The organism is Bacillus sp. FSL K6-2861 (assembly GCF_038630725.1).
GTDB classification, from domain to species: domain Bacteria; phylum Bacillota; class Bacilli; order Bacillales; family Bacillaceae; genus Bacillus; species Bacillus velezensis.
The window spans coordinates 1,244,509-1,256,738 of sequence record NZ_CP152037.1 but is presented as its reverse complement, the minus strand read 5'-3'; the positions used below and the strand labels follow the sequence as shown (position 1 = coordinate 1,256,738).

At 46.7% G+C, this 12,230-nt stretch carries 18 protein-coding genes; 3 read left to right on the top strand and 15 right to left on the bottom strand.

Going from position 1 to position 12,230, the window contains the following annotated elements; translation table 11 throughout:
* Window position 1: 1 nt before the first annotated feature.
* From NYE62_RS06380 to NYE62_RS06325, 12 genes are all read right to left on the bottom strand, one after another.
* Window positions 2–937, bottom strand: coding sequence for a phage major capsid protein (locus tag NYE62_RS06380; RefSeq protein ID WP_144664116.1), 936 nt, complete (start codon window positions 935–937; stop codon window positions 2–4).
* Window positions 938–963: 26 nt separating this feature from the next.
* The gene (locus NYE62_RS06375) at window positions 964–1,809 is read right to left on the bottom strand and encodes an XkdF-like putative serine protease domain-containing protein (RefSeq protein ID WP_007407275.1); all 846 of its coding nucleotides are present in this window, start codon (window positions 1,807–1,809) and stop codon (window positions 964–966) included.
* A gap of 19 nt (window positions 1,810–1,828) precedes the next feature.
* The gene (locus tag NYE62_RS06370) at window positions 1,829–3,220 is read right to left on the bottom strand and encodes a phage portal protein (RefSeq protein WP_144664208.1); all 1,392 of its coding nucleotides are present in this window, start codon (window positions 3,218–3,220) and stop codon (window positions 1,829–1,831) included.
* A 48-nt stretch (window positions 3,221–3,268) separates the two neighbouring features.
* Window positions 3,269–4,567 carry a PBSX family phage terminase large subunit gene (locus NYE62_RS06365; protein WP_199022481.1) on the bottom strand — a complete coding sequence of 433 codons (1,299 nt, stop codon included), beginning with the start codon at window positions 4,565–4,567 and terminating at the stop codon, window positions 3,269–3,271.
* The gene (locus NYE62_RS06360) at window positions 4,564–5,361 is read right to left on the bottom strand and encodes a terminase small subunit (protein ID WP_007407278.1); all 798 of its coding nucleotides are present in this window, start codon (window positions 5,359–5,361) and stop codon (window positions 4,564–4,566) included. The genes NYE62_RS06365 and NYE62_RS06360 overlap by 4 nt, the downstream gene beginning before the upstream one ends.
* Before the next feature lie 112 nt (window positions 5,362–5,473).
* Entirely contained in the window at window positions 5,474–5,986 is a 513-nt protein-coding gene (locus NYE62_RS06355) for a sigma-70 family RNA polymerase sigma factor (RefSeq protein WP_012117362.1), read from the bottom strand.
* A gap of 113 nt (window positions 5,987–6,099) precedes the next feature.
* Window positions 6,100–6,303, bottom strand: coding sequence for an XtrA/YqaO family protein (locus tag NYE62_RS06350; protein ID WP_007407280.1), 204 nt, complete (start codon window positions 6,301–6,303; stop codon window positions 6,100–6,102).
* Window positions 6,293–6,634 carry a hypothetical protein gene (locus NYE62_RS06345; RefSeq protein ID WP_015239676.1) on the bottom strand — a complete coding sequence of 114 codons (342 nt, stop codon included), beginning with the start codon at window positions 6,632–6,634 and terminating at the stop codon, window positions 6,293–6,295. The genes NYE62_RS06350 and NYE62_RS06345 overlap by 11 nt, the downstream gene beginning before the upstream one ends.
* 97 nt (window positions 6,635–6,731) lie before the next feature.
* On the bottom strand, window positions 6,732–6,899 hold the full coding sequence (locus NYE62_RS06340; protein WP_015239675.1) for a hypothetical protein: 168 nt from the start codon (window positions 6,897–6,899) through the stop codon (window positions 6,732–6,734).
* On the bottom strand, window positions 6,899–7,699 hold the full coding sequence (locus NYE62_RS06335) for an ATP-binding protein (protein WP_032866119.1): 801 nt from the start codon (window positions 7,697–7,699) through the stop codon (window positions 6,899–6,901). The genes NYE62_RS06340 and NYE62_RS06335 overlap by 1 nt, the downstream gene beginning before the upstream one ends.
* The gene (locus NYE62_RS06330; RefSeq protein ID WP_144664112.1) at window positions 7,599–8,426 is read right to left on the bottom strand and encodes a phage portal protein; all 828 of its coding nucleotides are present in this window, start codon (window positions 8,424–8,426) and stop codon (window positions 7,599–7,601) included. Before NYE62_RS06330 ends, NYE62_RS06335 begins: the two co-directional genes overlap by 101 nt.
* Window positions 8,416–8,595, bottom strand: a complete 180-nt coding sequence (locus tag NYE62_RS06325; RefSeq protein ID WP_032866121.1) for a hypothetical protein — start codon at window positions 8,593–8,595, stop codon at window positions 8,416–8,418. The genes NYE62_RS06330 and NYE62_RS06325 overlap by 11 nt, the downstream gene beginning before the upstream one ends.
* 190 nt (window positions 8,596–8,785) lie before the next feature.
* Here NYE62_RS06325 and xre point away from each other — a divergent pair, with 190 nt between their 5' ends.
* Window positions 8,786–9,124 (top strand): HTH-type transcriptional regulator Xre, encoded by a 339-nt coding sequence (gene xre, locus NYE62_RS06320; RefSeq protein ID WP_015239672.1) that lies wholly within the window; start codon window positions 8,786–8,788, stop codon window positions 9,122–9,124.
* A 148-nt stretch (window positions 9,125–9,272) separates the two neighbouring features.
* The gene (locus NYE62_RS06315; RefSeq protein ID WP_007407286.1) at window positions 9,273–9,863 is read left to right on the top strand and encodes an ImmA/IrrE family metallo-endopeptidase; all 591 of its coding nucleotides are present in this window, start codon (window positions 9,273–9,275) and stop codon (window positions 9,861–9,863) included.
* Here the strand turns inward: NYE62_RS06315 and NYE62_RS06310 are convergent.
* Window positions 9,860–10,015: a hypothetical protein gene (locus NYE62_RS06310; RefSeq protein ID WP_186302951.1), complete on the bottom strand. Its 156-nt coding sequence runs from the start codon at window positions 10,013–10,015 to the stop codon at window positions 9,860–9,862. The two genes, NYE62_RS06315 and NYE62_RS06310, sit on opposite strands and share 4 nt — an antisense overlap.
* A complete protein-coding gene (locus NYE62_RS06305; RefSeq protein ID WP_144464016.1) occupies window positions 10,005–10,610 on the bottom strand; it encodes a poly-gamma-glutamate hydrolase family protein in 606 nt (201 codons plus the stop codon). Before NYE62_RS06305 ends, NYE62_RS06310 begins: the two co-directional genes overlap by 11 nt.
* Window positions 10,611–10,720: 110 nt before the next feature.
* On the opposite strand from NYE62_RS06305, the gene NYE62_RS06300 reads away from it, so the two are divergent.
* Window positions 10,721–11,098, top strand: coding sequence for a PH domain-containing protein (locus tag NYE62_RS06300; RefSeq protein WP_007610770.1), 378 nt, complete (start codon window positions 10,721–10,723; stop codon window positions 11,096–11,098).
* 37 nt (window positions 11,099–11,135) lie between these two features.
* Here NYE62_RS06300 and NYE62_RS06295 read toward each other — a convergent pair whose 3' ends face one another.
* On the bottom strand, window positions 11,136–12,089 hold the full coding sequence (locus NYE62_RS06295; RefSeq protein WP_015417280.1) for an N-acetylmuramoyl-L-alanine amidase: 954 nt from the start codon (window positions 12,087–12,089) through the stop codon (window positions 11,136–11,138).
* Window positions 12,090–12,230 lie beyond the last annotated feature (141 nt).

Here is a 12,230-nt window from a genome sequence, read left to right as displayed (position 1 = left end):
CTTATTCTTTAACGTTTACGATTTTGGCGCTTGCATCTTCTTCTTCAAATTTGCTGTCAAGTTTAGCCGTCAGTACGATAATAAATTTGCGGCTGCGAATATCTTTATCTACTTCGATTCGGATATTCCGTGAAAAACCGAGAATGATATTTTTCGGGTGAGTCAAAATGATGTCAGACGCATCGTACTGGGAGTCACCTTCTCCGACCGAGTACGGCTGCAGATTGGACACTCCTTTGACCGGAACGCCGAATGCTGAAGACAAACCGCCCTGCACCGCAAGATCCCCCAGATTGGTCTGACGGTCAGCCACACGGTCTTTCCATTCAATCTCCATGCCTTGAGATGTGTAAAATCTGAATTCCTGAGGCAGGCGCAAATATTTTGCCGGAATGGCTTTTAAGCCTTTTTTAAATGTGGCTCTGGACAGCTCTTCCCCGTTTCCGTCAATGACGTGAGATACAGTCTGCTTACGGATTCCGTCAAGCTGTGCCAAGTACGGATCAGAAGAAGATGTATCGCCGTTTACGACAAGCTCCTCAATATCGACTGCCGCCCGCTCCGCCAAAACCTGCATGATCGTCTGCTGCAGGCCGTCTTTTTCAATATTATTTTCAAGCGTGTCATAGGTGATATTAATTTCCGCAATGACTTCTTTCGTATTCAGCTGCACCGTACTTGTTGCCGGGACGGTCAGCTGATCGTCAGTTAAGGCTTTTCCTTCCTCAGCGGCACGCAGAATACGCTGGCCGAAACCGATTTTTTCAAATTTCTGCGAGTCATTTTCCATTTGAATCACACGCGATTCGCTGAAAATGGTCGGCGTGTTCTGCACCATGCGGATAAATGCTGAAGCTTGTGCGGGGTTCATTAAACCGCCGCTTTTTAAAGCGGAAAGTGACATTTCCGCCTTTCTGATGATATCTTGATTTCTCACTCTACAGTTCCTCCTTCTGACTGGGCTTAAAGCAGTCCGCTCCAAATGGATTTTTTAACAGGCTCTTGGCCGCCCGTCTCTTCTTCCGGCTGCTTTGATGCGCCTCTTACTTTTTCAAGCGCTTCAATGCGTTTAATAATCGGCGCGAGCATGTCCTCAACAAGCGTTTTCAGCTTTTCTTCATCAGACGGCGCAGCCGCCCCGTCTTTGTCTTCCGTGTTTTGGTCCAAGCTGTCAAGCCGCTTTAAAAGCGGGTGCAGCGCGTGCTCAATCGATTCTCTAACGTCTTCTTTTCTCATCTTGTTCAAGTCCTCTCCCTTGCGGTTTCTTGATTTGCGGTCACGGTCGAGAAATTGCTTGACCGCGCCGAATAAGCCGGCTTGCTTTTCTGCCGGCTCTTCGTAAACGTCAGCGGTTCCCGCCATGCTGTAGCCCGTAATGATACCGGCTTTAATCTGATCCCATACTTCATCGGAAGCTTTGGTGACAAGCACCCAAGATCCTTTCCGGATCACAGCATTCCCGATTTCAAAGTCATCCGGGGCGACGTACGACTCCACCACCTCGCCGGTCCCGCCTTCAAAATTATGATTTGTATCGATGTTGCGGGCGTCCGCCAAAAAACCGTGAGCGGCCTTTTCAATCTCTTCAGCCGTCATATAATCGCCATGGGCATCCGGGACATCCGGCTCGTAAACGATGCCGTAAACAAGCTTCTGCTCATCCGATTCGCTTTTTGTAAACACCTGCACCTTTTTTTCAAATGACGGAAGGCCTCCGGCTGATTTTGTAAAAAAGAATTCCGTTTGGTTCGCCGCCTTATCGACATAGCTCACAAAACTGATGACGGCATTTCTCAATTCTCTCGGCACGAGATGTTTTCACCCCCTTTCAGGATTGCTCCTTTTTCCCTTTCAGCACCGGCCGGCTGTAGTACTCTTCAGGCCATTCCTCAAGCGTCTTGCCGAGCACTCTTCCGGCCAGATCACGGAGGTCATTAGGAGAGACCGCACCAGCGGAAATAAATGGCGTAAGCACCTTCGCAATTTCAAGCGGATCGCGAAAATCAGGCCCTTTTAATGTGAGCTGTACATCGTGGAGACCCAGTTCAGGCAAAAATAACGTGTTGAGCTTATTAATCAGCGTTTTCCGCTCCGGCTGAAACACCTGCTCCTCCGTTATTTTCCGTGCCGTATCGGCGGTGGCTTTGTTGTATTCCTGCGCCTCGCCCGTATAAAGCGGCGGGAGACGGAAAGCGGAACGGAGTTTATTTCTGCTTTTGTCGTCATATTCAAGAAACAGCGCATCATCCTGCAGAATTTCGGCAAGTGATTTAATTTCCACAGACACGGGCGTAATGTCTTCGCCTCCGTGAAGGTCTTTTTCCCTCGCAATGCCTTCCGCCTCAATCAGCAGAAATTTGTGGGCGTTTTCCACCCCTTCCAGGTCATTCATATAATCCTGAAGCTCTTTGTACGATGCTTCTGACAGCATGCCGTTTTCAACCGTAATGGCGGCCGGCACATGACGGCCCTGCTTGAAATACATAAAATTCAGTTCTTCCGCTTTCCGGGCGCCGTACAGATTGACGATATTGCCGACCCAGCGCGGAATTCCGTAAGTGCCGCTGCCGATTTTTAAGTGAATGGCTTCATTTGCCCGGTATTCTTCAGACAGGGTCTTTACGTATTCGCCGGTTCTCATGTCCATCATGCGGGGGTCGCCGTATTCCTTAAAAAACACTTTCCGACCGTTCAGCATCTGAACATATTTACGGAACCGTTTTTGCCTTTTAATCGTTTTGGATGCGCCGTTTTCTTCATATGAAAATGTGACTTCAACAGGATCAGTCACACCGCACACGCGCATATGTTTCACATCCAGATATTCAATCCCCGCCGGTTTTCCCGCCCCGTCCCGAAGCACTTCGAGAAAACCGTTGCCCGTTTTTTCACGGTCTTCTATCGCATATCCGAGGATCGTCTCGGCCGATTCATCAAAGTGAAGACATTTGTAAAAGCTCTCCAGCTTCATCCAGTTTTTTTCGGCCCGGGCCTTTTTTGACGGGGAGCAATCTGGGCTATTTACATCAAAGGTATATTCCACATCAAACCCAAAACCCGTAATATTGACCCGATACGCGTCAATGCACTGCTGAAGAATCGTCGAGTATTCGGCGATTGTTTTCAGTTCAATGAGATTATAGGGCGGTGAAATGATGTCTTCGCCGTACAGATCGGCAAATTGATCTTCGTTCATCTGCCTTGCCTGCGGCGCGGCCATTTTTGATTTAAAGACGGTGGCTCTAACGTTTTGATAGTTCGGCAACACCTACCTCCTCCTTTCCCGATTCGGACGTCTCCGTTTTTGTGATGCATCTTTCAGATCCGCCGCGTCATAGTCATCCAGCGCATACCAAATGGCTGAAAGTGTGTGGGGATCAATTGAAAACTCATCTTCCGACAGAACGCCGTTTTTGTTTTTTGCGTACGTTAAGTTCTGCAATTCGCGGATCGTATGTTGACAGCTGTCTGAGCAATAGATGTGTTTGAACCGTTTCAGTTTTTTTGTATACTGAAGTCTTGAGCCCGGAAACTTTTTGGCCGCAACCATGCAAAAGCCCTGCCTGCGAAAATATTGGATGCTTTTCGGCTCAGCCGAATCCGCTTTGATCAGCTCTTTTTGATCCGCCAATTCCTGAAGCTCCTCAGCTGTCTGATCATCGGTCATTTTGTTTTTGTAATACTCCCAGAAAATATAAAGCTCTTTTTGATCCGGATCGACGGCAAGCCGGATGACCGCATTGTATGACTCTTCAAAACCGAAATCCATGCCGGTCCGAAACAGGGGGCGCCTGATGGAAGCAATCCGCTCCGTTACTTCGTTGTGCTCCATGACCTGAAACTGCGGAAACACGCGGATGCCATTGACGCCGAACTGTCCTTTGCGGGCGATCCGGTACAAATCAGGATCGTAATGCCGTAAGCTGTCCAGCTGCTTAATATAGCTTTTCGGCAAAAACAGATTATCGCACGCTGTGGAATGGTGGTAATACGTATCTCCCTTAACGACGGTGCCTTTTTCATACAGCGTCTGATCATCCAATACAAGCCGTTTTTTTTGGTCATCACGAAAAAAATGCCGATACGTCCAATTGGAGGTGCCCACTGGATTTGTGGTGCATATCATATGAAGCGAAAGCTCAGGATGGCGCAGACGCCCGATCAGCTCCTTAAAGCCTTCATACTTCACTTCAGAGCATTCTTCAATCCATATCAGTGAAATATGATGAATGGATTTCAATTTGGCCGGGTTGTCCATCCCTTTAAACATAATCCGGCTTCCGTTTGAAAATCTCAGCTGCATCGGCGAAGATACGGCCTTTACGGCATGTCCCAGCTCAAGCTCCCCGATAATGTCTTCAAACAAGGCGAAAGTAGAATCTCTGTGCGTATCGAAAACCTCCCGCACGACAAGTGCCGTCCGCTTTTCACGAAGCAGCTTGAGGATGATTTTCAGCGCGGTATGATAGCTTTTTGACGAGCCGTAGCCTCCGACGAGAAATTGGTACGTTTCATTCCAATTGAACAAATAATCTTCAAAGCGCGGGTTGACCGCTTTTTCAATCATGACCGTTCCTCTTTCCGCGTAATGACAATGTCAATCGGCTTTTGGCTGTCTTCTGTTTTTTCCATCTTCTGCTGTGCCAGCTTTAATTTTTCATTTTCGATTTTTTGTTTAAATTGATCGGGGAAAAGGTCAAAGTACAAGGACAGCTTTTCAAGAGCTTTCATCTTGTCGGCAAGCTTGATTGCAATGCCCTCTTTTCCGAGTTTTGCTTCTGTGACGATGGTTCCGTCCAGAAGGTGCGAATCTTTAACGTCAACGTAGCTGATTTCCTGCATAATCGGCTTATCATTTTCGTCAAAGAGCGGCCCTGATTTTCCGAAGGCCTGAACCTCTTTTTTTCCGAAGGTTACATAATCGGTAATGTCGGCGAAAGCGATTTTCACATAGACTTGAAGAACGTCCATCGCTTCGACAAACACTTTATTGACCATTTCCTTTTTCATGCGGCTGATTTCTTTGGCGACTTTTTCGTTTTTTAACAGCCTGCTTCCCGTCACATGCGCGCTTTCCGGTGAATACCCGGCTTTTATCGCAGATTGGGTGGCGTTAAAGCTTTTCACATAATAAAGACAAAACAGCCGCTGGCGTTCGTTTAACTCATCACCTTCGCCCGGGTTGTTTTTTCCGCCGCTTTCCGCATTCTTATGAAGCGCCTCGTCCCAGCGCCCTTCTTTTTTCCATCTGCCGATCGTTCTTGCGGATACGCCTGATTTGCCGGCAAGGGCGCGATTTGTGATGCGGCCTTTATGAGACTGATAGATTGTAAATGCCTGTTTTCTTTTTGCGTTTTTCATGCTACGGCATCACCGCCACCTCCGACATGATTGTCTATAATAAAAAGCGGCTTCTAATCGGGCCGCTTTTTGTGATCGTCTGTTCACTTCTAGGTGGCAAACGTATGACAACTTATGAAGCAGGCGATTGATTTCTTTGTTCCTGCTGTTTTTGAATTTTCAGAAGCGCCCGTTTGACCGTCGTCTGTACGGTTGATTTCTTTACGTTCAGCAAGGCGGCGATCCGTTCATATGAAAAGCATTCCGCTTTGTGGAGCAGCAGCATTTCTTTTTCTCTATCCGTTAAAACGGCTAATGCGTCCCGCAGTCTGATTCTGTCTTCTTCAGTCACATTTGCGGACGGTTCAAACATCAGCGCCTGCGAATAGGTTTCTATGATTCTCGGATCTTTAATCAGCATTCTCTGATAAGCGTCTCTTCGGTCTATCGCTCTTCTTATGCCGGGCTGCCGGCCTTTTTCAAGCCATTCGATGACATATTCCACATCTGTAATGATCGTTCTGATGATTTTTTTATCTTTCAGTTCTTCTGAAGTAAGCACCGTTTCATCGGCTTCCTCCAGCTGCTTGTACCACTTTTTCGTCTCTTTCAGCGTGCGTTTATATTCAAATAGTAAGTCTTCCATGCAGATCCTCCTCTTTTTCGGAACAAAAAAAGGACACCAACCAATGCGCAGCATATACGCGATTGATCAGTGTCCGCAGGCTTTCCGTCTTGGACGTATTCTGTTTTTTTCGATTAATTCAATTTAAAGCCGATTTCATATTCGACCCGGGCCAGATCCCCTTTTCGCGTTTCGACAAGCGTTTTGCCGTGCTCCGGCGCTTCGGCGAGCCATGCTTCCTTCTTCAGTCCGTCTACAATGATGACCCGCACCTTGCCTTCTTCCAGCTGGCTTTGTAATGTTGTATGTTCAATGTCGGTCAGTTTTTTAGGATTCATGTTTTACGTCCTCCGTCTTTTTCAGGATGTTTACTTCATGTATGAGGCTTCCGAGCTCATTTATGAACGCTTCTTTTTCTTCAGAACTTTCTCCCCGGAGCAGGCGGAGAGCCGTTTCGGCCGCCTCAAAAAGTTCCGGGGCTTTTGCCATCAATGCCGCGTTGATCTGCTGAGAGTATGAACTTAAGTTGAAAACGGCCGCGATGAGCCTTCCGTTTGAATAAGGGAACTTCTCTTTATCCGCTTCGCTGTAAGCGGAATAAATGTAAATGGGTTTTTCTTCTCCGCTGTGTACGGCCCGCCATGGAGCGGGGCTGTGTTTTTCTTGCAATGGTTATCCTCACTTTCCATCAGCCTCATGCCATGCTTCAATTTGCTTTTCTATCCGTTTCGCCCTGAACAGCAGGCAAAAAAGCCATTTAATATATTTATACACGTGCATCAAGCCTCACTTTTGCGTCTTGAACCATTCGCTCGAGACGTTTAATGACCGGCGTTAAATCAGTGCCTGTTTTGCAGTTCGGGCAAGGGTGAAAGACAGCGCCGAAACCCGTTTCCGTCACAATGACCTTCTTCGGCCCGCACAGCTTACACATTATCTCGCCCCCTCTAATCTGTGGTTTACTTCAAATGAATTGCCATTAATGATGACTAAATAATCGCTGCACATCTCATAAATTCTTGTGCCCAAGGCTTCATCAACCTGCACCAGTCCGTCACAGGCCAGCTCGCTCGAGATAAGAACCGGCTTATGATTTAAATAGCGGTAATTCACGACGGCGTACATTTGTTCAATCTGCCAATCGGTCGCCCGGGGTTTTCCGTTCAGCGGTTTGAACAGATCGTCAATAAAAAGCACATCCGCCTGTTTCATACGGCCAAGCTTTGCATCAAGCAGATCAAAATCATTTTTTAAATCCGTAAATCCCTCCACAAAAGGAAAATACAGCACGGGTGTCTGCTTCTGTCTCATGACATAATTGCTGAGAGCGGTCAAAAGATGGGTTTTTCCCGACCCCGGACGCCCTAAAAGGGCAATGCTGTTTTTCCGGCAGTTTTTAATCTTGTCGAAGTTTTCAACATATTCAAGGGCGCACTCATATGCGTCGACGACTGCCTGAGGCTTGCCCCGCGTGATAAATCCTTTGAAATCCAGCTTCCGAAAGGCGCCTGTAATCTCACTTGCGCTGAGGATGCGCTCTGCTTTTCGTTCGGCGGCGCAGCGGCACTTAACCCACACATCCATTCCCAGCTGGTTTTTGAGATAACCGCCCTGATCTTTACAGAGCGGACAGTCAAAGCGGCTTTCGTCTGATTCTTCCGGTCTGTCCGCCAGTAATGGACGTTTTCCGTTTTTCAGGTCGGCCAGTATCTGCTCGATCGTTCGTTTTGTCATGTATCGTATTCCTCTCTTTTTTTGTTGTGATTGTCCTTCCCGCAATTCGTGCATTCAAGCGGTCTTCCATATACTTGGCGCAATAGCTGAAAGCCTTGATCGTTTCAGCTGAAGAGGTGCGCCGCTGTTCAAAAGCGGTAAAGCATTCGCCGAGCCATTTGATTGCTTCTTGTGCTGACGCACCGAGGGAAACAATACGGGCGATGGCCTGATAATCCCGGGGCGACGGGTATACGCTCCGCCCCTCCTGTGCAGACCTTAATCTGATAAAATGGGCGGCAATGTCGTTAATCGTTTCTTCAGCAGTATGATTTTTTGTTATATCTATTTCTCTCCGGACATTTTTGTCCCGGTGATCCGCCGATATTGTCCGGTCAGTTGCTTCCGGGCGGGTCAATGTCTTTTTCGGCGTGAATCTTTTCGAGTGCTTTACGGAGACGATGAGTCCGTAAGGGGCGCGGACGGTTTTGATATATTCATGCTGTTCCAAAACCTCAAGCCACCGTCTGACGGTTTTTTCGCTGACGGCAAATACGTCGGCCATTTCTTTTGCTTTTAAGGGCTTATGACCGAGGACGATCCCCCACTTTACGCCGTCTTTTACGTGTTCCTTTGTCGTTGAGCTGATGAACCATAAAAACAGCCAAATAGCAGACCCTATTTTGTCGTAATGTTCTGAATTCAATAATCCGGAATAGATGAAAAACGGGTAGCTTTTACGACTCATAAGGGACGTCTCCGTTTGTCTTCAGACCTATATAGCGTTCATACTGCAATCGGTTATCAAATCGGAATACCGGTAGTCCGCAAGCGGTAAAAGATATCGAACCGCCTGCTTTTCCTAAACATCTCTGGTCAGCCGGATTGCTGCTGAAACGGATGATTATCGGCTTCATCTCTCACCCTCCTGATCAATTTCTTATCGTATTTTGATACATTTCGTATCCCTATGATGTTGATTATATACGATACCTTTCGTATCATCAAGACCTTTTTGATACTTTTTTTATCATCTCTTTATTTTGATACATTTTGTATCTATAATCATAAGTAACTTAGGGTGTTGAAAAAAGAGAGGTCATTCGGATGATAGGCGGAAGATTAAAGAATCTCAGAGGAAAGAAAACACAGGAAGAAGTCGCAAATCATATCGGTGTCTCGCGCGCCAGATATTCTCATTATGAAAACGGCCGATCTGAACCCGATTACGACACGCTGCAAAAGCTTGCGGATTATTTCAAAGTGTCGACTGATTATTTGTTAACCGGAAAAGAACCTTCAGATGAAGACATGTTTGCCGATCCCGACCTGCAGATCGCATATCGGGACATGCAGGACTTTTCTCCGGAAAGCAAGCAGCAGGCCATTGAATTCATTAATTATTTAAAAGAAAAAGAGAAAAACCGCAGGCCGAAACATAAATAATCCGCTCTTTTCCTTTAAACTGCTTAACGTTCAGCCGATATAAAAGCTGAATGTTTATTTTTAAAAGAAAAGGGAATTGATTCAAAGTCCGATCAGGGCTTTTCTTTCTCGCTTAAAAAAGAACATATGTTCGAAAGGGTGTATTCAATTGGGCGATTTTTTAACACATCTTGAGGAATACGTCAAAAACTTATATTGCCGCATGGGAATGACCGCCCCTCTCCATATTGATATGCAGATGATTGCCAAGGAGCTTGACATTTGGATTCATTTTGAAGATACGCACAGTATGATGCTGAAGCGGGACGGCATGTACAGCATCGTCCTGAATCAAAGAAAGTCACCCGAAGAGCAATGGCAGGATTTTGCGCACGAACTGTGCCATGTGCTGAAGCATACCGGCAACCATTTTCATATGAACAAGCTGTTCAGAGAACTGCAGGAATTTCAGGCCAACCATTTTATGTACCACTTCTGTGTGCCGACCTTTATGCTGTTAAACATGGAGCTTCCCCAGCGAAGGAGCCACGCCGTTATTTTAATCGCAGCCGCTTTCCGGGTGACGGCATCATTTGCGGAAAAAAGGCTGGAGCTGTTTGAACGGCGTAAAGCAGGTATTCAATTTCAGAAGCGGCTCGCTTGTCTGTTATCCGACAAGCGGCCGAATGTGTATTATGAAAGCGGACAGACACACTTACATGCCGCTGAAGAAAAAACGCCGTATTTTATTGAAAATTAGCGATACTCCGCTGGCAGAATGTCATCATTTTCACATCGGAGGAAAGGTTTTTGCATCATGACGCTGTTCTCACCGTGCTGCCCGCCAAGCACTTCTTGCGCCGCATAGCAGCTCCAGTAAATGTAAGAACGGGCCCCCTGTTCATTTATCATAAAAACCGGCCTTCACGGCTTCTACATACCGAAAAAACAGATCGGTTGGCGTATATTTTTCTCCCCGGCAGCCAAAATTGCTGAACAGCGCGTGTCTCTGCGCCGTGCTCACTTCCAATTGCAGCCCCATTTTCCTTTTTGTCCGATTGACAATGTTGCCGGGATTTACACCTGCCAGCCGATCATTCTTCTCTGTCAGCTCGGCATCAAATCCCGCTTCACACAGCAGATCACAAATCAGTCTTGCTTTTTCCAGATCCGCGCCCCCGACGAGTGTATTTGCCTTTTTCAGATCATGATACCCATGAAAAGCCAATCCGTAATGATGGGCGGTCACTTTTTCTAAAGCCAGGGGTTCGTCAAAGCGTGTGCTTGTCAAATGGAGAGAACGGTTATCGCACCGCTTCGTTCCTTCAAATAAATAAATTGAGCTTTGGTCAGAAAATGCCCGCACCAGCTCACTGACACCCGGCTCAATCCTGCCGCCGTGGGGAGCGAGGACGATACATTTACTTCCCTCTTTTTCTTCATAAATAATTCTGTATTCCGATTCAGCAGCAGAAAGGGCTGCGAAATTATCATATCTATCTTTCATGTGTAACATGCTCTCCTTTTCCAGTCAGCACCAGTTTACTCTACTCATCTGGGAATTGGAAACCTTTTTATAGTATGATTTGATAGAATACGTATCAGGGGGGATATATCATGGGGTTCATCAATGGATTGCTGGGCAATGCGTCGACAATATCGACGGCTGAAGCAAAAGCAGAACTGGCTCGTATTCTGCTGGAAGGTGAGAATGTCAACGCCGCATTTAAGCTTGTCCGAGATATCATTGTCTTTACGGATAAGCGTCTTATTCTTGTTGATAAACAGGGACTCACAGGGAAGAAAACGGAGATTCAATCCATTCCGTACAAGAGCATTTCCAGATTCAGCGTAGAAACCGCCGGCCGCTTTGACCTTGATTCAGAGCTGAAAATTTGGATTTCAGGCGCGGAACTTCCCGCTGTCTCAAAGCAGTTTAAAAAAGATGAAAGCATTTATGATATTCAAAAGGCCCTTGCCGCAGTTTGTATGTAAGAAGAAACGGAAGCCCGGAGAGCTTCCGTTTTATTGATTACAGTTTTTCTTCAATTTTCGCCTTCGTTTTCGGGCCGTAAATTCCGTCTGCCGTTAACCCGCTGACGGATTGAAAACGTTTTACGGCATTTGCCGTTTTCGGACCGTAAACGCCGTCCGCCCCATGATTTTTTGCTCCTTTATCAGGATAAAAATAAAGAGCGGATAAAGCGTTTTGCACTTGTTTTACGTTTGTCCCTTTCGTCAGCGGTTTCGTCACTTTGATCACACCTGATGGAAGCGGATAGGAAGACACAGCCTGACTTTTTGAAGAAGAACCCGTCTGAGCGAGCTTGATCACTTGTCCGACTGTAATGTGATTCGGATCTGTGATATGGTTGATGCTTTGCAGCGATTTTACGCTGACACCGTGCGATGCTGCGATTTCCGATAAGGTGTCGCCTTTTTTCACATGGTATTCAGACGCGGAAGAAGCAATAGAGGCTTTTTTCGCCGGCATACTCCCGCTTAATTTCTTTTCAATCTTCGCCTTCACTTCATCCCAGCGGCCTTCAGACAAAATGCGGTGCGGGCAGTACTTTCCGTTCCAGTCCTGATGCTTTCTGATTCTGTCAATCCCCCAGCCCCGTTCTTTCAAAAGCTGCGCCGCGAACGCAATCGCCAGTTCTTCTGCGGCTCTGTACCGTTCGCCGCCTGACTTGCTGTAACAGATTTCTATAGCAATCGACTTTCGGTTTCCGGTACCATTCGTGCCGTCTCCCGAATGCCAGGCATTCCGGTCCAACGGAATTCCCTGGATCACTTCTTTGTCATCAACCGCAAAATGATAGCTCGTTGATTCGCTGTTTCCCGTCATATAGCTGATTTCATTAGCGGCGGATGCGTCGTTTGCCGTGTTATGAATGGTAATATACTCCGGCGTCATCGGATTCGGACATTTTAACGCATATTTATCAGCCGATACGAGCCGTTTTTTCACTTCAATCCCCACTCTTCATCTCTCCTTATGCCTTTTTCATCAATAGGTGGCATTCGTAGGACAGATAACTTGAGCATATAGACCCTGCATTCGGATAAAAATGGAATGGATACGCATGCAAAAAATAAGACCCTTCCACAGAAGGGTCTTTAT